Raw genomic sequence first — 22,184 nt, forward strand, 5'->3', positions numbered from 1 at the left:
GAGGCTCCTACAAACCGCTGGTCACATCCACCAATGGTCGAGCGGAACTGCCCCAGCGACCGGCGCTGAAGGTGAACGTGGTCGACACGCCCAACTGCTCGTGAATCCACGCAAGGATCAGGGGCCCAAGCACTGGTGGGTCCGCTTGATCGGCAGGGGCCCAAAGATTGAAATGGTCACCCCCTGAAACAAGCACCAGCCGATGACCACGAGCCATCGGCTGGCCACGACGCATAGGGGTGACCGCCTCAGGATCCGGAGGCACCACCCAGTCACTGGTGCCGCTCACAAACAGGGCCTTAGCCTGAGCGGAGGGCGCACTGGTTTCGTCGAACAGCAGCATCAGCGGGGGGCTCACGGCCACCACAGTCGTCACGCGGGGATCGGCAAGGGACCCTTGCTCCGCCCCGGTCAGCCAGCTGCACTGAAGGATCCAACTGAGGTTGCGTTCCGGATCGCGAGGATCCTGACAACGGTCCTTGAGTTTGCGACTCGTGGTGCCCAGGCCCCCAAGCTGCAGGGCGGACACGGCCCCCCAGGAATGGCCGACCACCGCCACAGCCCTGGTGTTGAGTGCCGTGCCAGGCAACAGGGATCCGGCTTCGATGCCATCAAGCAGTGCCTGAACGTCCAGCGGTCGCAGTCGTAACTCCTCTGGACCCGGTGGGGGCTGATCCCCGAGGAGCATTGCTTTCTGCTGTTGGGAATCGCTGCCGGGATGGCGAGGCAGCAGCACGGTGTATCCCTGGGAAGCAAGCAAACGGCCCCAACCCTCAAAGCTGGCAGGTTCGTCCCAGAGGCCATGAGAAATCACCACCAGGCGACCATTGGCCGCTCCCGTGGGCTTTACCACCGTGAGGCTGATCGGCTGAGGGCGGTGAGCCACCGACAGGCTGAGCTGCTCACGGGTCCAACCGGTTGCGGCCGATGCCAGCAGCGAGGACGGTGCCGGCACTGCCGGAGTTCCCTGCTGCACCAGCTGGCGCGCATCATCCCAGTTGTTCTGAAGCCTCTGGGCGTAGAACGCAAGAGCCTGAAGATTGAGTGTGATGCTCTCGCCAGGGATGTTCTGCAACAACCCGAGCACGGTGGGTTGTCCATCCCGGTACGTCGCCGCCAGCGCATCGCTGACCATGCGACCACTCGTGTCGATGGGCAATCCCTCCACCTCCACCAACTCCGAAGCAGCCACTAAGGCTTGCTCAAGCAGAGGATGGCCGACCATTTGCTCAGCGACGCCTCCGGTCTGTTCCGGCAGTGGTGCCGTAAGCAGCTGATTGAGCAGGCGCAGCACCGCACCCTCGCCGGCGCGATCGAGCTCCTGCAGATCCGGATTCGCCTGGATCAGTTCCGCAGCCGTTCGCACCTGAGCGATGTCCAGGGTGATCGTCATCTCCATCACCGGCAGGCGTAGCTGGAGGCGATCGACTGCCTCAGCAGGGAGAGGGGCCAAGCCCATGCCGCCGAAACAGCAGGCCACCCCAGCAGCCATGGAAAGCAGGGGCTGTTGAATCCAGCTCTGTTTCATGCGACCCGTTTTCATGCAGCCCTTTTTCATGCAGCAGTGGCCATCTCTTGGGCGGGATGTTGCTCGAGCACCTTGCGTAGATAACGACCGGTGTGACTGCTGGGGTGCTGGGCCACCTCCTCAGGGGTCCCGCAGGCGACGATCTGCCCGCCCTTGTCACCCCCTTCTGGACCCAGATCGATGATCCAGTCGGAACAACGGATCACATCGAGATTGTGTTCGATGCAGATGATCGAATTGCCCTTATCCACCAGTCGCTGCATCACATCCATCAACTTGTGCACGTCGTAGAAGCTCAGACCGGTCGTGGGCTCATCGATCAAATAGAGCGTTTTGCCGGTGGCACGGCGTGAAAGTTCGGTGGCCAGCTTCACCCGCTGTGCTTCGCCGCCGGAGAGGGTTGGTGCCGGCTGACCGAGCTTCACGTAGCCGAGACCCACATCCACCAAGGTGCGCAGCCGATCCGCCGCCTGGGGAATGGCTGAGAAGACATCAGCCGCCTGCTCGACGGTCATCTCAAGCACATCAGCAATGGTGTGGCCCTTGTAGGTGACCTGCAGGGTCTCGCGATTGAAGCGAGCCCCTTTGCAGACATCACATTGCACATACACATCAGGGAGGAAATTCATCTCAATCACGTTCACCCCCTGACCGCGGCATGCCTCGCAGCGACCACCCTTGACATTGAAACTGAACTGACCGACCTGATAGCCACGGGCCTTCGCCTCCACCGTGGCCGCAAACACCTGACGGATCGGATCGAAGGCACCGGTGTAGGTGGCCGGATTAGAGCGGGGCGTGCGACCGATCGGCGACTGGTCGATCACGATCACCTTGTCGATCGACTTAAGACCGCGCAGTTCTCCCAAACCCTGCGGGAACGGCACCTTATGACCGAGACCGTGCTCCAGGGCGGGGTGCAGCAGTTCATTGACCAGGGTGCTCTTACCGCTGCCGCTCACCCCGGTGACCGACACCAGACGACCAAGGGGGAACTCCACGCTCAGACCTTTGAGGTTGTTGCGGGCGCAATCGAGCAGCTTGAGGCTTCGGCTACCAGCGTTGCGCCGCTCCGCTGGCGTGGGAATGCTGCGGCGGCCACTGAGATACGCCCCCGTGAGCGACTGCTCCGCAGAGAGCAGATCGTCCAACGAACCCTCCGCCACGATGTGGCCCCCATGCACTCCAGCTCCAGGGCCGATATCCACCAAATGATCCGCCGCACGGATCGTGTCTTCGTCGTGTTCCACCACCACCAGGGTGTTCCCCAGATCACGCAGACGCTCCAAGGTGGCCAACAGGCGATCGTTGTCACGCTGGTGCAAACCGATGCTCGGTTCATCCAGCACGTAAAGCACACCGGTGAGACCGGCGCCGATCTGAGTGGCGAGACGAATCCGCTGGGCCTCTCCGCCGGAGAGGGTCATCGCCGGGCGATCGAGGCTCAGGTAATCGAGCCCCACATCCAGCAGGAAACGCAGGCGCATGCGGATCTCCCGCAGCACCAGATCACCGATCTGAATCTGACGAGATGAGAGCAGGGGTTCATCGCCATCGGCAGCGCCGACACCCATGAGTCGTTCAATGCGTTCCAGGGTTTGACCAACGCTCACAGCGGTCAGCTCAGTGATCCGGAACGGACCCACGCGCACCGCCAGAGCCTCCGGACGCAGCCGTTGACCAGCGCAAGTCGCGCAAGGCACCAGCTCGAGATATTTCTCCAACTTCTGACGTTGGGCCTCGCCACTGGCATCCCGCAGCTGACGCTCAAGGATTGGCAGGATCCCCTCGAAGGGCCTCTGGTAGCCGGCGCTCTTGCGATAGCGGCTGTCGGCCTGGATCAGGATCGGCTCGTGGCTGCCGTTGAGCAGCACATCCCGTTGGTCGTCATTGAGCTCCTGCCAGGGGGTTTTGATCTCAAACCCGAAGGCCTCCCCGACTGAATAGAGAAGGGAGAAGTAATAGCTGTTGTCCTTCTCTGCCCAAGGAGCAACGGCGGCATACACCGGCAGTGAGGGATCGGGCACCACCCGCTCCGGGGTGAATTTGCGCAGGTGTCCGATGCCGTGGCAGTCCTCGCACGCGCCGTAGGGACTGTTGAAGGAGAACAGGCGGGGCGAAAGCTCCTCAAACACAGCGCCGTGTTCCGGACAAGCGAAGTTCTCGGAGTAGAGCCGCTCCCGTTCCATGCCATCAGGAAGCTCCTCGTCCTTCTTGGGCACCACCTCCACCACCGCGAGGCCATCTCCACGTTTGAGGGCCGTGCGCAGTGAGTCGGTAAGACGCTCCTGGATCCCCTCACGGGCCACCAAACGGTCCACCACCACATCAATGCTGTGGCTGTGGTTCTTGTCGAGTTCGATGTTGTCGGAGAGCTCGCGCACCTCACCATTGATGCGAACCCGTGCAAAGCCCTCGGCCGCAAGGCCACTGATCAGCTTGCTGTGGGTGCCCTTCTTGCCGCGCACCACTGGAGAGAGCAGCTGATAGCGGGTGCCCTCCGGGAGGGTGAGGATCTGATCGACCATTTCGTCGATGGTCTGAGGGCGGATCGGTCGATCGCACTGGGGACAGTGAGGTTCACCGGCACGACCGAACAGCAGACGCAGATAGTCCTGGATCTCCGTAACCGTGCCCACCGTGGAGCGAGGGTTGTGGCTGGTGGATTTCTGATCAATCGAGATTGCTGGCGAAAGCCCCTCGATCGCATCGACGTCGGGCTTATCCACCTGACCGAGGAACTGCCGGGCGTAGGCGGACAGGCTCTCGACGTAACGGCGCTGTCCTTCCGCAAAGATCGTGTCAAAAGCCAGAGAGCTCTTGCCGCTTCCGCTCACACCGGTGAACACCACCAGCTTGTTGCGCGGAATCGTGACGTCGACGTTCTTGAGGTTGTGCTGACGGGCGCCGCGCACACGGATCACGTCCTCGAGAGAGCCGCCGCTGAGGTTGACCGGAACCGCAGCCTTCATCGGCAGATCCTAAGAGGGCTTCAGAGTCTACGGAGATGAATCCAACTCAGGCGGCTCGTTGCTCCAGCAAGCTGGCCGCATAGGCACGCGCTTCGTTCAGATCACCACCGGCGAGCTCCGCCAATTCCTGCTCTCGGGCCTGAGTGTCCCGCAGGTGGGACACTCGCGAGCGGGTCACACCAGCATCCACCGCTTTACTGACGCGGAAGTGATGGTCAGCAGCAGCGGCCACCAATGGCTGATGCGTCACGCAGAACACCTGCCGGTGACGCGACAACCGTCGCAAAAGATCCGCCATTGCACCGCTGACGCGGCCACTCACACCGGAATCGATCTCGTCAAACAGCAGCGTGCTGGACCCATCGACATCAGCCAGGCAGGTCTTAAGAGCCAGCAGAAAGCGCGACATCTCTCCACCAGAAGCCACCTCGCCAAGCGGCGCTAAGGGCTGGCCGGGGTTGGCTGAAAAGAGAAAGCGAATCGCATCCGCCCCGGATTCGGAAGGGTCGGCCGGATCGACAGCCACCTGAAAGCGAACATTGGCCAGACCCATGGGGCGCAGATAAGCCAAGAGGTCCTCCTCCAGCTGATGGGCCACTCCCTTGCGCAGGGCGGTCAGCTGTTGATTGACCTCATCCCGACGCTGACGGGCCGCGGCTTCCTGTTGCTCCAGGGCGTGGACAACGGCTTCCGCTCCTCCGGGCTCGAAGCTCTCGCGCAATCCATCACGCAGCACGCAGAGCTCCGCAAGATCCTTGCCATGACGCCGCTCCAGGCGTTTGAGCAAAGCCAAGCGCTCCTGCAGATCACTGAGCCGGGCGGGGTCACTCTCCAGGGCAGCTCCATAGGTCTCCAGATCACGGATGAGATCCCGCAACCCCGCCTCCAGATCCAAACAGCGGTCACCCAGACCCTGGAGGGAGGCATCCAGCTGGGCCATCTGTTGCAGTTCATGGCAACAGACCAGCAGATGATCCACAGCGGAGGGCGCCTGATCGGCACCGTCCTGAAGGCGCCCGATCAAAACGGCAAGCCCCTCCTGGAGGCGCACGCCATGGACCAGTCGATCCTGTTCAGCAGTGAGAAGGGCGATCTCATTGGGATCATCCAGAGCCGCAGTCTCCAGTTCCTCCAACAGGGCCTGATGATGCTCCCGCTCCCGCTCGAGCCGTTCACGATCCTCGCGGGCTCTCTCGAGAGTGCGCTGCTGATCGCGCCATTGCTGCCAGGCGCGACGCACCACACCCAAAGGTTCCTCAAGGGCGATGGAACCCAGTTGGTCGAGCCATTGGCGCTGCAATCCCGGTCGAGCTAGCTGCTGGGTCTGCCCCTGAACCGTGAGATCGATCAACATCGGCCGAAGGGAGAGCACCTGCTGACGATTCACGGCCACGCCATTGAGGCGAAAGCGGCTGCTAAGGCGATCGTCCTGCCGACGCCAATCGCGACTGATCAGGAGCTCCTCCTCCTCATCGAGAGGCAGCTCCTGCTCTTCCAACCAGGTGAGCATCGTGGGCTGCAGAGAAAAACGGGCTTCGATGGAGGCCCGCTCCCGGTCGTGGGGCACCAAACGCTGAGCCGCCGGACCCTGCAGGCCACCGAGCACAGCATCGAGGGCATCCAAAAGGATTGACTTACCTGCTCCCGTCTCTCCTGTGAGCACGGTGAAGCCCCGCTCAAAATCGAGCTCCAGGCGGTCGATCAGGGCGATGTTCTGGAGGCGCAGCCCGGTCAGCACGACAGCTCCCGGTGGTCGCGTTGACCGTAGCGGCTGCCCAGCTCGTTTAGAAGGGGTGCACTGGCGTCGCCGGCCGTGATGAATCAGGAACTCGGAGATTTCATCGAGGCCTCAGGCCTGATGGAGTACGACCCTGCCGCGATCACCCGGATCTACGCGGGGCATCCCAACCGTCTGCTCAAACGCCTCTGGCAGACCCTGGTGCCGATCGGACTCCTGCTACTGGGCATCGGTTTCGACTGGCTCTTTCAACTGCTGAAGAGCCCGGAACGGGCCAGGCAACGGGCCGGGGAATGCGCCGAACTGCTCGTGGATCTGGGACCGGCCTTTATCAAGGCAGGGCAGGCTCTTTCCACCCGACCAGACATCGTTCCTCCGGTGCTTCTCGAGGAACTCGCCCAACTGCAGGACCAGCTCCCAGGATTCTCCAGCGAGCTGGCGATGGCCTGCATCGAAGAGGACCTGGGAGCACCGGTTGACACCATCTTCGCGACCCTTGAACGGGAGCCGATCTCCGCGGCCTCGCTCGGTCAGGTGCATCGGGGGGTGCTGAAGGGAGGACAGCGGGTGGCTGTGAAAGTGCAACGGCCAGGACTGCGGGAACAGATCACCCTCGACCTCTACATCGTCCGCAACATCGCTGCCTGGCTCAACAGCAACATCGGGCTGATCCGCAGCGATCTGGTGGCCCTGATCGATGAACTGGGCCGGAGAGTCTTCGAGGAGATGGACTACCTCAACGAAGCGCAAAACGCCGAGACCTTCCGCGATCTCCACAGCCACAACCCGCGCATCGCCGTACCGCGCATCTACAGGGAAGCCACCAGTCGCCGGGTGCTCACCATGGAGTGGATCGATGGGGTGAAGCTCACCAATCTCGAGGCTGTGCGGGCCATGGGAATCGATCCCGATGACATGGTCGAGGTGGGGGTCAACTGCAGCCTCCAGCAGCTACTGGAACATGGTTTTTTCCATGCCGATCCCCATCCGGGGAATCTGCTCGCTCTTCAAGACGGACGGCTCTGCTACCTCGATTTCGGAATGATGAGCGAGGTGAGCCGAGAGTCGCGAACGGGGTTGATCCAGGCCGTGGTGCATCTGGTGAACCGCAACTTCAGCAAGCTCTCCAAGGATTTCGTGACCCTGGGCTTTCTGGCGGAAGACGTGAATCTCGAACCGATCGTTCCAGCCTTCGAGAGCGTGTTCAGCCAGGCCTTGGAGATGGGAGTCAACCGGATGGACTTCAAGAGCGTCACCGATGACATGTCGGGAGTGATGTATCGCTTCCCCTTCCGGGTGCCGCCCTACTACGCCCTGATCATTCGCTCCCTGGTGACCCTGGAGGGAATCGCCCTAAGCGTCGATCCTGAGTTCAAGATCCTCGGTGCCGCCTACCCCTACTTCGCCCGTCGATTGATGGAGGACCCGGATCCGCAGCTGCGTCAGAGCCTCAAAGAAATGCTGTTTGACGGCGATGCGTTCCGTTGGGCACGCCTGGAGAATCTGATGGCCAGTGCCGCCAGTCAAGCCCAGCTGGATCTCGACACCCTGCTGGATCAGGTGCTCGATTTCCTGTTCTCCCCTAACGGCGGCATGCTGCGCAACCAACTGGTGGAGGCGGTGGTCGATCGCATCGACAGTTTTGGATGGCTAGCAATGCGTCGGATTGGCCGCCAGCTTCCCCGGCCCCTGCAACCACCAGCTCTGATGATGCAATCCGACTGGAACGACAGCGACATGCTGGATCTCGAACCGATCCGGCAACTGCTGAGCGTGCTCCAACAACTACCGGGATTCCGTCCGGAACTTCTGCTCAGTCGTTTACCCCGCTTGCTTCGAGAACCCGATGCACGCCGGATGGGTTTCAAGGTGGCCAAAGGGTTGGCCGAACGAGGAGTTGTCCGCCTTGTGAAGGTCGCCGCCGGAGTCCCTGCCTAAATTCCGCTGGCTAGGACCTGCCGATGCTTCGTTCCACCTCCGACCAATCACGGCGACGCGCTGTACTCGCCCTAACGACAGGTCTGGGCATCGGTCTCAGCAGCCTGTTGGCACCCGCCCACGCCGCCAAGGATGTGGCCTTCGTCAGCGGTGCCTTTCGGCGTTCGATTTCGGTAGCGGATCTTGCATACCTGGCTGACACGGGCAAACCCCGCGGTCTGCTGGCCGACATCCTGCGCCTCAGCCGTCAGGACCCTGAGGCTGTCGCCAAGCTCCTGAACCAAAAGCTCGATCTGCCCCTCGTGCTCACCAGTCGACTGATGTCGACCCGGATCGGCGATGTGATCATCCAACGGGTGGCAAAAATCATCTATCCACTGATGGTGCCTGCCCCGTCCGTGAGCGTGCCGGCCATTCGCGCCGGAGTGATTAACGGACTGCAAAAAGGCAGTGGTGGATTGAATGCGATCAAGTTTCTGGAGGCCTACCCAGCCGAGATCATGGAGGTGAACATCCCTGCCCTGATGGCCGTGATCGAAAAGGCGGAATCGATCGCAGGACTGGTGAAATTCTTCTCCGAATCCCCCCTCGATGGACTCAAGGAAGCCAAGCCCTGAATCCATCCAACTCAAAAGCCAGGGCCCAGACGCATAGATTCCTTGGGTCCTTTGCGTTGTGCCGGTGTCTCTGCTCCAGAAGCTGCGCAGGCGTCTGATCACCGGTCCTGTGATGCAGGACTGGCCAGGCCTGATCGAGGCCTACAGGAGCTGGCTCCCCGTCAGTGACGCTACGCCTGTCATCACCCTGAGGGAGGGAGCCACCCCCCTGATTCCCGTGCCTTCAGTCAGCGAGCGGATCGGCCGCGGCGTGAAGGTCTACGTGAAGTACGACGGTCTGAACCCAACGGGATCCTTCAAAGACCGGGGCATGACCATGGCGATCAGCAAAGCCAAGGAAGCAGGCTGCGAAGCAGTGATCTGCGCCAGCACCGGCAACACATCCGCTGCAGCTGCCGCCTACGCCCGCCGGGCCGGCATGCGGGCGTTTGTGCTGATTCCCGATGGCTACGTGGCCCAGGGAAAACTGGCTCAGGCCTTGGTCTACGGCGCCGAGGTTCTAGCAATCCGTGGAAACTTCGATCGCGCCCTCGACATCGTGCGTGAAGTTTCCGACCGCTATCCGGTCACCCTGGTGAATTCGGTGAATCCCTACAGGCTCCAAGGACAGAAGACAGCTGCCTTCGAAGTGATCGAAGCCCTGGGTGATGCTCCGGACTGGCTGTGTATTCCCATGGGTAATGCGGGCAATATCACCGCCTACTGGATGGGGTTCCAGGAGTACCACCAAGCTGGTCGCAGCCGCAGGCTGCCCCGAATGATGGGGTTCCAGGCCAGTGGATCCGCCCCACTCGTCAACGAGACCACGGTGGAAGATCCAGAAACGATTGCCACAGCGATCCGGATCGGTAATCCAGTGAACCGGGAGAAAGCGATCTCAGCCCGCCAGGCCAGCAATGGCGCCTTCCTCGACGTCACCGATGCCGAAATCGTGGCCGCCTACAAACTGCTGGGAGGGCAAGAAGGTGTGTTCTGCGAACCCGCCAGCGCCGCATCCGTCGCCGGTCTACTGAAGCGGAAGGATGAGGTGCCGAGCGGAGCCACTGTGGTGTGTGTGCTCACAGGCAATGGCCTCAAGGATCCCGATTGTGCGATCCAGAACAACGATGCCTCCTTCCACACGGATCTCGATCCAGACCTGGGCACGGTGGCCAAGGTCATGGGGTTCTGAAAACAGAGCGAAGTCTCCCCCCTCTTAGAGGGGGTTTTTTTATGAGTCAGCACCGCAACCAGCCAGCAAACTGCCTGCGGAAGACGGCTGCCAACCATTTCCAGAACCCGTGGAAAACCCTGGCAAACAAGCCTCGTCGACCAACGGCATCGTCTCCACAGCCTGTGCAATCTGTGCAGAACGGTTATTTCTCCAGATCAGCCTCCTCTCTCTCCCCAGGGCTGTGAACTGGAGATCGTCCATGAGGCAGGCGCTCTGGGCCTTTTTCCACGCTTTCCCCAGCACCGACTACGGCTGTTTGGATTGGTTTTAAAAAAGATCTAATCCTTAATCCGGATCAGGAACAAACCAGATCCAATGCCATTGCACTTCTCCCGAGCCTGTGAAACCGTGGGAGGCCATTCAGAATCAACGGTCCAGACGTTGACGCCATGAAACTGGTCTGTTCCCAGGCTGAACTCAACGCCGCTCTGCAGCTGGTCAGTCGCGCTGTCGCGTCCCGCCCGACCCATCCGGTGTTGGCCAATGTGCTGCTCACGGCCGATGCCGGAACAGGTCGGCTGAGCCTCACCGGGTTTGATCTCAATCTCGGCATTCAGACGTCCCTGGCTGCCTCTGTTGACAGCAGTGGAGCCGTCACCCTGCCCGCCAGGCTCCTGGGGGAGATCGTTTCGCGGCTCTCGAATGAATCTCCAGTAACCCTGGCGTCGGATGAGGCGGGGGAACAGGTGGAGCTCACCAGCCTCAGCGGCAGCTATCAGATGCGTGGCATGCCCGCTGATGAATTCCCCGAGCTGCCGCTCGTTGAGAACGGCACAGCCCTGCGATTGGATTCGGCGGCCCTCGTGCGAGCCCTGCGGGCCACCCTCTTCGCCAGCAGCGGTGATGAAGCCAAGCAGCTGTTGACCGGCGTGCATCTCCGCTTTGAGGGGCGCCATCTTGAGGCTGCCTCCACGGATGGTCACCGACTGGCGGTGCTGGCGGTGCCCGATGCCCTTCAGGAGGATCAGGACGAGCTCGCGGTGACCTTGCCCGCCCGCTCCCTGCGGGAGGTCGAGCGCTTGGTGGCGGGTTGGAAGGGGGACGACCCTGTGACCCTTTTTTATGACCGGGGGCAGGTTGTGGTGCTTGCCGCAGATCAAATGGTGACCAGTCGCACCTTGGAGGGCACCTATCCCAACTATCGGCAGCTGATTCCCGAAAGCTTCAGCAGGGTGCTCGAACTGGATCGCCGAGGCTTCATCGCCGCTCTTGAACGGGTGGCTGTCCTGGCCGATCAGCACAACAACGTGGTGCGAATTGCCAGTGACCCCAGCTCCGGTCTCGTGCAGATCAGTGCAGATGTTCAGGATGTCGGCAGTGGTTCTGAGTCCTTGCCCGCCGAGTTGAGTGGTGAAGCTGTGCAGATCGCCTTCAACGTCCGTTATGTGCTGGATGGTTTGAAAGCCATGGAGGGTGATCGGATCCGTCTTCGTTGCAATGCCCCCACCACGCCGGCTGTCCTCTCGGCCGCCGATGATGAATCCAGCTTCACCTACCTGGTGATGCCTGTTCAGATCCGCAACTGAGTCCTTGTCACGTCCCGATCAGATCCTGCTGAGCGATCTGCTGCGGCATCGGGTCCGTTGCGATCAGGGCCTCGATCACGGCCCCGGAGTGATGGCCTGGATGCATCCACCGGTGCATCGGTTGCTGGGTTGGGTCAGTCGTCCATCAGCGCTGCGCACCACTCGAGCGGTTTGGCGTCTTGATCAATGGCGCGGGCTCAGTGAGCAGGAGGCCTTTGTCAAAGGTCCCCCGGCAGAGGCTGACCTCGCCACGCTTGAGCGTCTTCCCACGTTGATGGAGGCTGATCTGCTCGATCGGCACGGAGAACGGCTGGGCAGCATTGCTGATTTGGCTGTCGTACCGGCCACCGGTCAGATCCTCCACTACCTCGTGTGCAGGAGTGATCCACGGTTGCCCGGCAGCAGTCGCTGGCGTCTGAGTCCCGATCGGATCGTGGATCAGCAGCCTGGTCAGGTCACCACGGCGCTCCGGGAACTGGATGAATTGCCCTTGGCCCGAGCCAGCGTTCGTCAGGATTTTCTGCGGCGCTCCCGCCACTGGCGCGAACAGCTGCAGCAGATGGGTGATCGCGCCGGTGAACGGCTCGAAGGTTGGTTGGAGGAGCCCCCCTGGGAGGGCTCTGGGGGCGACTTTGATGCGGAAGTGGACGACCACGACCAGGAGCGTTCTCAAGCTCGATGGTCTGATGCATCGTCTTGGGAGGAAGAGGATTGGGGGGAGACCTGGGCTGACGAACAACCGGTGCGTCCTGACTCCCCCTCATCACGACGGCGGGATGACGATCCCGATCCCTGGATCTGATCCCGCCGTCGGCAACACTGGGAGAAGCTGACATCCCGTTTGTGGCTTCGTCTCCTGCTTCGGCGCAGTCGTTTGATGTGTCCGCCGCTCTCCGTCAGGAGGGATTGACCGAGGAGGACTACCGCGAAATCCAGCGCCGTCTTGGACGGGACCCGAATCGGGCGGAGTTGGGCATGTTCGGTGTGATGTGGTCGGAACACTGCTGTTACCGCAATTCCAGGCCGTTGTTGCGGGGATTCCCCACGGAAGGACCGCGCATTCTTGTGGGGCCTGGTGAAAACGCAGGTGTCGTGGATCTCGGTGACGGACACCGTCTCGCCTTCAAGATCGAGAGTCACAATCACCCGTCGGCGGTGGAACCGTTCCAGGGAGCGGCGACCGGCGTGGGCGGCATCCTGCGGGACATCTTCACCATGGGGGCCCGTCCGATTGCCTTGCTCAACGCGCTCCGCTTCGGACCTCTGGACGAGCCGAGCAATCGGGGCCTGCTTGAGGGCGTGGTCGCCGGCATTGCCCATTACGGCAACTGTGTCGGCGTTCCCACCGTTGGCGGGGAGGTGGCCTTTGATCCCTCCTACAGCGGCAATCCCCTCGTGAATGCCATGGCACTCGGTCTGATGGAGACCGATGACATCGTCAAATCCGGGGCCATGGGTGTCGGTAATCCCGTGGTTTACGTGGGCAGCACCACCGGTCGCGATGGCATGGGTGGGGCCAGCTTTGCCAGTGCGGAACTGAGTGCTGCTTCTTTGGATGACCGACCCGCTGTTCAGGTGGGCGATCCCTTTTTGGAGAAGGGATTGATCGAGGCCTGTTTGGAGGCTTTCAAAAGTGGAGATGTGGTTGCTGCTCAGGACATGGGCGCGGCTGGTCTGACCTGCAGCTGCTCGGAAATGGCAGCCAAGGGAGATGTGGGTGTGGAGCTGGATCTTGATCGCGTGCCCGCCAGGGAGGAGGGAATGACCGCCTACGACTATCTGCTGTCGGAATCCCAGGAGCGGATGTTGTTTGTGGTGCGTGCCGGGCGGGAGGAAGCGTTGATGGAACGCTTCCGCCGCTGGGGCCTGCAGGCGGCTGTGGTCGGTCGTGTTCTTGAGGAGCCCGTGGTTCGGGTGCTCCAGCACGGTGCCGTGGCGGCGGAGATTCCGGCTCGCGCGCTGGCGGAGGACACCCCGATCAATACGCATACCTTGATCGCGGACCCCCCTCTGGACATACAGCAGCACTGGCGCTGGACCGAGGCCGATCTGCCCGCCGCGGACCCAGGCCACGACTGGGGAGAGGATCTGCTCCGTTTGTTGGATGACCCAACCATCGCCAGCAAACGTTGGGTCTATCGCCAGTACGACCAGCAGGTGTTGGCCAACACCGTCATTCCTGCCGGTGGCGCCGATGCCGCTGTTGTGCGCCTTCGACCGCAGCAGGGGGATGGCTCTCTATCGGCTGTGGAGCGGGGCGTGGCCGCCACGGTGGACTGCCCCAACCGTTGGGTCGCCCTGGACCCGGAGCGTGGAGCCATGGCAGCCGTTGCGGAAGCAGCCCGCAATCTCAGCTGTGTTGGTGCCGAACCACTCGCCGTCACCGACAACCTCAACTTCCCTTCACCGGAAACCGACCGTGGTTACTGGCAACTCGCCATGGCCTGCCGCGGTCTCTCGGAAGCCTGTAGGCAGCTCAACACTCCCGTCACCGGTGGCAACGTGTCTCTCTACAACGAGACGCGAAGCGACGATGGCACGCTCCGACCGATTCATCCGACCCCGGTGGTGGGCATGGTCGGTCTGGTGGAGACCATCGCTTCGGTGATCGGTCTGGGTTGGCGCCGTTCCGGGGATCCCCTGTTTCTCCTGGGTGTCGCCCCTGATGAAGCCAATGACGATCGATTAGGCCTGGCTGGCAGCGCTTATCAGGGGGTGATTCATGGCCTGCTCAGCGGCCGGCCGCCGCGGCCTGATCTTGCCCTTGAGGCTCGTGTGCAGGCCCTCGTGCGTGCCGGGGCCGCTTCCGGTCTGCTCGCTTCAGCCCATGACTGCAGCGATGGTGGTTTGGCTGTGGCTCTGGCTGAGAGTTGTTTAGCGGTTGGTCTCGGTGCACAGATTGATCTGTCCGCTGGCGCTGCGCGGCCGGAACGTCTCCTCTTTGCCGAAGGTGGTGCGCGGATCGTGATCTCCGTGAAGGCTGAATGTCTGTCGGCCTGGACGGCTTTGTTGGCGGGTCCTGAAGGTCGGGAGGTGCCGGTCACGGCCCTGGGAACCGTGACGGATCAGCAGCGACTGACCCTCAGCATCGGTGATCAGCGCATGATCGATACCCCTGTTGAGGCCTTGGTTCAGGCCCATGAGCAGGCCTTGCCCCGCCGGATGGAGGCGTGAGGGCGTGAGGCACAATCAGAAGGAACTCTGAAGACGAGGCGCCCTGTGCATCAGTTTGCGGCTGAGCGTCCCGATCGAATGGAGGAGGCCTGCGGCGTTTATGCCGTGCTCGCGGCTGATCAGCCCGTGGCCAACCTCACCTATTTCGGCCTTTACTCCCTTCAGCATCGCGGTCAGGAATCAGCTGGGATCGCTGTCTTCAATCAGGGCAAGGTGCGCCTGCATAAGGACATGGGTCTGGTCAGCCAGGTGTTTGACCAGGATGTGCTCGCTCGTATGCCCGGCCATCTCGCCGTTGGCCATAACCGCTATTCCACCACCGGTAGCAGCCGCGTCTGCAATGCCCAACCTGTGGTGCTGATGACCCGCCTTGGTCCGTTTGCCTTGGCCCACAACGGCAATCTGGTCAATGCCGCTGAGTTACGGGAGCGGGTTGACGATGGTGCTGCCGAATTCACGTCCACGACTGATTCAGAGCTGATCGCCCTGGCGATTCAGCAGGCTGTCGAGCGTGGGCTCGATTGGGAGCCGGCCATTCGCGAGGCCGCGGCCCTCTGCCGAGGCGCCTTCAGCCTCGTGATTGGCACATCAGATGCTCTCTTCGCGTTGCGCGATGGTTACGGCATTCGGCCACTCGTGTTTGGCCGTTTAGGTGAGGCCGCCGATGGTCACTGGGTGGTGAGCAGTGAAACATGCGGTCTCGACATCATCGGAGCTAGTTATGAAGATGATGTGAAACCTGGTGAGATCGTTCGTTTTTGTTGTGGTGATCTAGAGCCTAAGCGTGATCACTGGGTCGAGGCATCGACGCGGATGTGTGTGTTTGAAATGATTTATTTTGCTCGCCCTGATAGTCGTTTCTTTGGGGAATCTCTCTACAGCTACCGGCAGCGAATTGGCCGGATTCTTGCTAAGGAATCGGCTGTCGAAGCCGATCTCGTGATTGGTGTCCCTGACTCGGGAATCCCCGCTGCAATTGGCTACTCCCAGGAGAGTGGTATCGCCTTTGCTGATGGACTGATCAAGAATCGCTATGTCGGTCGAACCTTTATTCAACCGACTCAGGCGATGCGTGAAGCGGGAATCCGCGTGAAGCTCAATCCTTTGCCTGATGTGCTGGCTGGCAAGCGTGTTGTGGTGATTGATGACTCAATCGTGCGTGGTACGACCAGCCGAAAATTGGTGCAAGCCCTTCGCGATGCCGGCGCCACGGAGGTCCATATGCGTATTAGCTCTCCCCCGGTGACCCATCCCTGTTTCTATGGCATTGACACCGACACTCAGGATCAGCTGATTGCAGCTCGCCTCACGATCGAGGAGATCACCGCTCACCTCAAGGTGGATTCGTTGGCCTATCTGAGTAAGGAGGGCATGGTGGAGGCCGCCAAGGCTAAGTCCGAGCATTTCTGCACGGCTTGTTTTGATGGTGCCTATCCAATTCCCATGGATCAAAGCGTCAGCTCCAGCAAGTTGATGTTGGAGCCCTCGGGTGTGGCTGCGGTTAACAGGGCTCAGGCCTGATCGCTGATGATTGGGATTAAATCCACAAGCGTTTCCTCTGCTTTCAGAGGAAGCTGCAGCCCCTGATCTGTTGCAATGTCGGCTGAGAGCAAACGGCCATGACGGCCCTGGTTGGAGACCACCCCCAGCAGCGTGTCAGCGGAACTGACCGCCACCACTCGATCGTTTGGCTCCTGGTCCTCATGGAGCTTGATCACCACATCGCCGAGGTCACCACGCCTGCAGAGGCGTAGCTCATTCAAGGGCTGTCGGATCAACCGTCCCCTCTGGGTGGCGAGGATCAAATCGCTCTCTGACTGCTCATCAAGACTCAGGGCGCCGATCAGTTGCTCCTCGGGCAGCAGACGCATGGCGATGGGTCCTTGAGCCAGCTTGCCCATCAGCGGCAGGGTGTTCTCATCGACTGGCAACTGCAGCACCCTTCCCAGGTCTGACACCAGAGCCACCGTTCCTCCGTCTTTGCAGATCAGAGCTGTTTTTAGGCTCACGCCATCTTTGAGTTTGAGGATCGTCGCTGCTCGTCCTGAGAGGTCCTGCAGGTCTTCAAGGGGCAGCCGCTTGAAGCGTCCGTCTGTGCTCAGCAGCCCCAGGGACAGGTTGGAGTCTGAGTGTCCGGCGTCCGGCAGTCGCAGCAAACTGACCAGCGGATCGCCTTCCAGAGCGGTGGGCAGGAATCGTTCCAGGGAGCCTGGCTGCTGTCCGGCGAATTCCCAGCGCAGGAGAGCAATGCGACCGGTGGCGGAGAGGGCCAGCAATCGTGGTGCCGATGTGACGGGCAGGATCAGTCGTGCCGGTGCTGGTTCATCGCCCAGGGGAGCGGCTTCCTGTAGGTGCAACCGTCCGAGGAGCTGGGGGCTGATCACCTTCACCTGACCATCGGCCTGGATCAGCAGGCGGGCATCCCCCGGGAGCGCTTCAAGGGCCTGCTGACGCTGAAGCTCTGCGGTTGGTCGTTGATTGGCCGCCCGTTCTGCCAGCAGGTGATCGCCCCCTTCAATCAAGCGGGTGCGTCGCGGTGTTGCGAAGCGCTTTTTCAATTGTTTGAGCTCGGTCACCAGGGCATCCAGTAGCTCGTCCCGGTCCTGCAGCAGTCGTTGGAGACGGCTGCGTTCCTGACGGAGGTCGTTCGCTTCCTGGCGCAGGCTTTCCTGTTCCAAGCCTGTGAGTCTGCGCAGCGGCATCGCCAGTACTGCATCGGCCTGTCGCTCGCTCAGGCTGAGATGCACCATCAAGCTGGCCCGGGCGCTGGCGGCGTCGCGGGCTTTCTGGATCATCTCGATCACCTCCTGCAGCGCATTGAGGGCGCTGATCAGGCCCTCCACCACTTCCAACCGGTCCTCTGTTTTGCGCAGCGCATGGCTGGTGCGCCGGATCAGGGTCTGCTCTCGGTAATCAAGGAAGGTTTGCAGCAACTGCCTCAAGGACAGCTGCTGGGGCTGACCATCCACCAGGGCGAGCAGGATGGCGCCGAAGTTGCTCTGCAGGGATGTGCGTCGTTGCAGGTCCTGGAGGACTTTTTCAGGATCTGCATCCCGCCTGAGTTCCACGACGACGCGCATGCCGTCTCGGTCGCTCTCATCGCGGATATCGGCAATGCCGCCGATGCGGCCATCGTTCACCTGCTCTGCCAGTTTTTCGATCCAGCCAGCCTTGCTCAGTTGGAACGGCAGCTCAGTAATCACCACCGCATTGCGCTTATGCCGACCTTTGCCAGGTTGCACCTCTTCAATGTGGGCGACACCCCGCATGGGAATGCTGCCCCGACCGTTCAGATAGGTCTCGCGTACACCACTTCCCAGCAGCACTTCTCCGCCGGTCGGGAAGTCTGGCCCTGGAACCAGCTCCAGGAGCTTGGCATCGCTCAGTTCGGGTTTGCGCACCAGTGCCACCAGGGCATCCACCACTTCACCCAGGTTGTGAGGGGGGATGTTGGTGGCCATGCCCACGGCGATGCCGGCACAACCGTTCAGCAGCAGAAAGGGAAGCTGGGCAGGGAGAACCGTGGGTTCTTGTTGGGATCCGTCAAAGTTGGCCGCGAAATCAACGGTGTCATCACCGATTTCGTCCAGCAGCCCCTCATGGGCGATCGGTGCAAGCCGCGTTTCCGTGTAACGCATGGCTGCCGGGGGATCGTCATCGACGGATCCGAAGTTGCCGTGGCCATCCAGCAGTGGATGACGACTGGAGAAGGTCTGCACCAGGCGCACAAGCGCGTCATAGACGGCCTGATCTCCATGGGGGTGGTACTTGCCCAGCACATCCCCAACAACGCGGGCGCATTTCCGGTAGGGCCGGTCTGGGGTCAGCCCCAGCTCGTGCATCGCGTACAGGATGCGTCGCTGAACCGGTTTGAGGCCATCGCGGGCATCGGGCAGGGCCCGACCCACGATCACGCTCATGGCGTATTCGAGATATGAGCGCTGCATCTCCTGATGCAGGGCGATCGGTTGAACGCGCTCCTCGGCCATCCGGATCGGGAATTCTGAGGGCGGAAGGGGCTCAGCCTACAGATCTCTGCGGGATTGATCAGGCGATTCAGCGTCCGCTGCTGGGATCGGCATTGGCTTCCGCCCGTTCGACAGCGTCTTTAAGGGTCGAGCTGGAGAGGAGCGTGCTCGTGGCCTGGCGCAGATTCAGACCCCAGAGCTGTTGTTTTTGATGGGCCGGCAGCACGTAATTGGGATCCTCCGCCAGGGCCTGACGGGCCAGGGTCAGGGCTTCATCACTGCCGGGTGACTGGCTGTTAAGGGCGGCGGCCAGCGCCAGCATCGGTTCTGCGTTGCGTTTGATGTTCAGCACCCGCCGCCAGCGCTGGATTGCCTCGCTGGTGTTGCCCATTTCAAACAGCACCAGTGCCTGGTTGTTCACCGCTTCCCAGAAGGTGGGTTTGAGTGATGACGCTTTTTCAAATGCCTTCAGTGCAGACCTGTAGTCGGTCTGCATAATCCGGGCGTTCCCCAGGTCGAAATAGGCGCCAGGGTTGTTGGGATCGAGCTTCAGCCCTTCATCCAGCAGGGGGATCGCGTCATCTGGCCTGTTGTCCCGAAGGGCTAGAGATGCTTCTGCGAACCAGAGGCCGGCCTTCTTGGGGTTCAGTTGTTTGGCCCGTGCGAGAGATTCGGCGGCCTGATTCAGTTGCTCGCTGCGCAGCTGGGCTTCCGCCAGAACCGACCAAAGTCGTTCATCGTTGGGTTGCAGACGCACGGCGAGGGCAGCCAGACGGGCGGCTTCCTCGGGCTGTCCGAGCTTCAGAAGTTGTGCAGCGGTGCGTCCGATGCCGATGCCGGAACCCTCCAGTTCTTGGCTGCTGGGTAAATACACCGTTGGAACCAGTGCCCTCGAGGCAGGTGGCAGCATCACGCTGGCCAGGCCCATCAATGCCGCTGCACACCAGGTCGCTCTGCCGACGCGCTGACCCTGCCGCCTCATCACTGTGCCTCAGATCCGTTCAGGTTAGGCGGGCTCTCCACAGCCGCTGCTGCCGCGTTTCGTCTCCACATCCAGGGTTTGATCCGGCGCAGTGCCGATCCCTGCAATTTGTCTCTCCAGGTGACGTCATCCCAGCTGAGTGCCTGTTGGCGCGTCAGGCTGAGCACCCAGGGTCGCGGTTGCACATCGGGATCCTCACTGCTGGGGATCGAGCCTTGATTCCAAGGACAGATCTCCTGGCAGATGTCGCACCCGGCCACCCAGGGTCCGAGGGAGCTGCTGATCGCCTTTGGCAGTTCCGTCGTTCGGTTCTCGATGGTGTGATACGCCAGACAGAGTCGTGAATCGACGACAAAAGGTTCGCGAATTGCGGCGGTTGGACAGGCCTCCATGCAGCGTGTGCAGCGACCGCAGAGGGGCTTGGCAGCCTGGTCTGGATCCAGCTCCAAGGTGGTGAGTAGATGGCCGATCACCATCCAGGAGCCCCGCTGTTGATGGATCAGGTTGCTGTGCTTGCCGATCCAGCCCAGACCGGCTTCCTCAGCCCAGGCTTTGTCTAGTAGCGGTTCAGCATCCACACAGGCTCTCCAGCCCACGCCGGGATGTTGGGCTTCCAGCCAGCGACCCAGGCGTTTTAGCCGTTGGCTGACCACGCGGTGATAATCCCTTCCCCAGGCATATCGGGCGATCGCCAGGGCTCCCGGTTCCCGGTTGGAAGCCACGTGGTAATTGAGACCCACCGCAAGCAGGCTTCTGGCCCCTTCCAGCAACCGATCCGCAGCTTGACGCCGCGGTGCGGCCATCCAGCCCATCTCTGCCTGGTGGCCTGCTTCCAGCCAGCGTTGCAGGGCGGCTGTGCGCAGCTGCAGTCGAGCGCTACCCGGCAGTCGAGCGATGCCGACAGGATCGAACCCCTGGAGGCGCGCCTGCTGTTTCAGGGCCCTGCTGAGCTGGCACAGATCGGTGTCATGCGACACGGAAATCGACCGTAAAGTTGGGCACCTTTTGGCATCTTGCCGTGTCCGCTTCCGCTTCGGGTTCCTCCTCCAACCTGCGCCTCGCGCCGGTGCTGCGTTGGCTCGGTCTCACCCTGGTGGTTCTTCTCGCTCTGCAGATCTCCGTTGTGCTCAGCGGTGCGGATTGGTCTGAGCCGGCTTTTCAGCAGCTGTTGATCGAGCGGCTGGTCAGCCAGGCACCGATGGGTTTTGTCGGTTTGCTGTTGATGCTGATCGGTTCCCGTCTGGATCATCCCGGTGCTGAGCGCACCGTGATCCGTTGGGTTGTCTGCGTTCTTTCCGCCCTGCTCACGGTGGTCATGATCGCGGTGGTTCCCATGGCGATCAGCGGCAACCAGACCCTTTCCGGTCAAGCGGACCAGACCCTTCAGCAGCGTCGCGGTCAGCTCGAGATGGCCCGTCAGCAAGGCAAGAATCCCGACAACGTCAAAATGCTCGGCGACCAACTGGCCCAGGCCGGTCAGCTCCCAGCCGGGGCGAGCGATGAAGAGAAAACCAAGGCGGCTCAGCTCTTTATCGATGGTCAGCTTCAGCAGATGGACGACCAGATCCAGCAGGCGGAGCGTCAGCGCAACCTTGCGGTGAATCAGCGCCGTTACGGCGGCACCGTCAGTGCTGTGGTGCTGGCTATCGCCTTCGTTCTTCTTGCCTTTGCAGCCGTTCTCTGAACGGCTTTTCTGACTGATCCTCTGGCCGCTGGTTAGGTTGGACAGACCTCGTCGACTCCAGGACCGGGACGTTTCTTGGTGCAGTCCAACCCCAGACCTGATCTGCCGCTCAGCGCCAGACTTCAACAGGATCTCAAGAATGACCTGATTGCTGGCTTGCTGGTGGTGATTCCGCTTGCCACCACGATCTGGCTGGCGACCACGGTGAGTCGCTTCGTTCTGGCCTTTCTCACCTCGATTCCGAAGCAGTTCAACCCCTTCATCACTCTCAATCCGCTGCTTCAGGACCTGATCAACCTGGCTTTGGGGCTCACGGTTCCTCTGTTGGGCATCCTCCTGATCGGTTTGATGGCCCGCAACATCGTCGGCCGTTGGCTGCTCGAGTTCGGGGAGGGAACCCTGTCGAGGATTCCCCTGGCTGGGTCGGTCTACAAAACCCTCAAACAGCTGCTGGAGACGTTTCTTCGTGACAACTCCAAGCGCTTTCGTCGGGTCGTGCTGGTGGAGTATCCGCGGGAGGGTCTCTTCAGCGTCGGTTTTGTGACTGGGATCGTTGGCCCCTCTCTGCAAGCGGAGCTTGATCAGCCCTTGCTGAGCGTGTTCATTCCCACGGCGCCCAACCCCACCACCGGGTGGTACACCCTGGTGCCGGAGAGCTCCGTCCGTGATCTGAATATTTCCGTGGAGGATGCCTTCCGCACGATCATCTCGGCTGGGATCGTCAATCCCGATGAACGGGAAGCACCGGTGAATCGCAGTTTCTCCAGTTTGATCTCCCAGTTGCGGGCCTCCGTGACGCCCTCTTCAAGCACCTCCGAAGCCTGACGCTTGCGTTTGCCGTTCC

The 22,184-nt window shown here is 61.5% G+C and carries 15 protein-coding genes; 9 read left to right on the top strand and 6 right to left on the bottom strand.

Translation table 11 applies throughout. The features are described from left to right. Window positions 1-7: 7 nt before the first annotated feature. The 3 genes from H0O21_RS03455 to recN are packed head-to-tail and all read right to left on the bottom strand — an operon-like array spanning window position 8 to window position 6,238. Entirely contained in the window at window positions 8-1,528 is a 1,521-nt protein-coding gene (locus H0O21_RS03455) for an alpha/beta hydrolase (protein ID WP_255441112.1), read from the bottom strand. A 26-nt stretch (window positions 1,529-1,554) separates the two neighbouring features. Next, window positions 1,555-4,500 carry an excinuclease ABC subunit UvrA gene (uvrA, locus tag H0O21_RS03460; RefSeq protein ID WP_185190386.1) on the bottom strand — a complete coding sequence of 982 codons (2,946 nt, stop codon included), beginning with the start codon at window positions 4,498-4,500 and terminating at the stop codon, window positions 1,555-1,557. 46 nt (window positions 4,501-4,546) lie between these two features. Beyond that, a complete protein-coding gene (recN, locus tag H0O21_RS03465) occupies window positions 4,547-6,238 on the bottom strand; it encodes a DNA repair protein RecN (RefSeq protein ID WP_185190387.1) in 1,692 nt (563 codons plus the stop codon). 78 nt (window positions 6,239-6,316) lie between these two features. On the opposite strand from recN, the gene H0O21_RS03470 reads away from it, so the two are divergent. From H0O21_RS03470 to purF, 7 genes are all read left to right on the top strand, one after another. Next, complete coding sequence (locus H0O21_RS03470; protein ID WP_185190388.1) at window positions 6,317-8,176, top strand: AarF/ABC1/UbiB kinase family protein; 1,860 nt, start codon at window positions 6,317-6,319, stop codon at window positions 8,174-8,176. Window positions 8,177-8,199: 23 nt separating this feature from the next. Next, window positions 8,200-8,793 (top strand): alpha/beta hydrolase, encoded by a 594-nt coding sequence (locus H0O21_RS03475; RefSeq protein ID WP_131592385.1) that lies wholly within the window; start codon window positions 8,200-8,202, stop codon window positions 8,791-8,793. 112 nt (window positions 8,794-8,905) lie between these two features. Next, a complete protein-coding gene (gene thrC, locus H0O21_RS03480) occupies window positions 8,906-9,964 on the top strand; it encodes a threonine synthase (RefSeq protein ID WP_185190855.1) in 1,059 nt (352 codons plus the stop codon). 431 nt (window positions 9,965-10,395) lie between these two features. Beyond that, window positions 10,396-11,532, top strand: coding sequence for a DNA polymerase III subunit beta (dnaN, locus tag H0O21_RS03485; protein WP_185190389.1), 1,137 nt, complete (start codon window positions 10,396-10,398; stop codon window positions 11,530-11,532). 4 nt (window positions 11,533-11,536) lie between these two features. Continuing rightward, on the top strand, window positions 11,537-12,334 hold the full coding sequence (locus H0O21_RS03490; RefSeq protein WP_185190390.1) for an RNA methyltransferase: 798 nt from the start codon (window positions 11,537-11,539) through the stop codon (window positions 12,332-12,334). A 41-nt stretch (window positions 12,335-12,375) separates the two neighbouring features. Next, window positions 12,376-14,706, top strand: a complete 2,331-nt coding sequence (purL, locus tag H0O21_RS03495) for a phosphoribosylformylglycinamidine synthase subunit PurL (RefSeq protein ID WP_185190391.1) — start codon at window positions 12,376-12,378, stop codon at window positions 14,704-14,706. A gap of 78 nt (window positions 14,707-14,784) precedes the next feature. Continuing rightward, on the top strand, window positions 14,785-16,227 hold the full coding sequence (gene purF, locus H0O21_RS03500; protein ID WP_255441113.1) for an amidophosphoribosyltransferase: 1,443 nt from the start codon (window positions 14,785-14,787) through the stop codon (window positions 16,225-16,227). Here the strand turns inward: purF and H0O21_RS03505 are convergent. From H0O21_RS03505 to queG, 3 genes are all read right to left on the bottom strand, one after another. Then, window positions 16,218-18,695 (bottom strand): DNA topoisomerase (ATP-hydrolyzing) subunit A, encoded by a 2,478-nt coding sequence (locus H0O21_RS03505; protein WP_185190393.1) that lies wholly within the window; start codon window positions 18,693-18,695, stop codon window positions 16,218-16,220. The two genes, purF and H0O21_RS03505, sit on opposite strands and share 10 nt — an antisense overlap. A 67-nt stretch (window positions 18,696-18,762) precedes the next feature. Further along, a complete protein-coding gene (locus H0O21_RS03510; RefSeq protein WP_255441114.1) occupies window positions 18,763-19,602 on the bottom strand; it encodes a tetratricopeptide repeat protein in 840 nt (279 codons plus the stop codon). Window positions 19,603-19,655: 53 nt separating this feature from the next. Continuing rightward, window positions 19,656-20,633, bottom strand: coding sequence for a tRNA epoxyqueuosine(34) reductase QueG (gene queG / locus H0O21_RS03515; protein ID WP_185190395.1), 978 nt, complete (start codon window positions 20,631-20,633; stop codon window positions 19,656-19,658). Between the two features lie 41 nt (window positions 20,634-20,674). On the opposite strand from queG, the gene H0O21_RS03520 reads away from it, so the two are divergent. After that, the gene (locus tag H0O21_RS03520) at window positions 20,675-21,340 is read left to right on the top strand and encodes an HpsJ family protein (protein ID WP_255441115.1); all 666 of its coding nucleotides are present in this window, start codon (window positions 20,675-20,677) and stop codon (window positions 21,338-21,340) included. A gap of 75 nt (window positions 21,341-21,415) precedes the next feature. Beyond that, a complete protein-coding gene (locus H0O21_RS03525; protein ID WP_131455114.1) occupies window positions 21,416-22,165 on the top strand; it encodes a DUF502 domain-containing protein in 750 nt (249 codons plus the stop codon). Window positions 22,166-22,184: the final 19 nt, after the last annotated feature.

This window comes from Synechococcus sp. HK01-R (genome assembly GCF_014217855.1).
Classification (GTDB): domain Bacteria; phylum Cyanobacteriota; class Cyanobacteriia; order PCC-6307; family Cyanobiaceae; genus Synechococcus_C.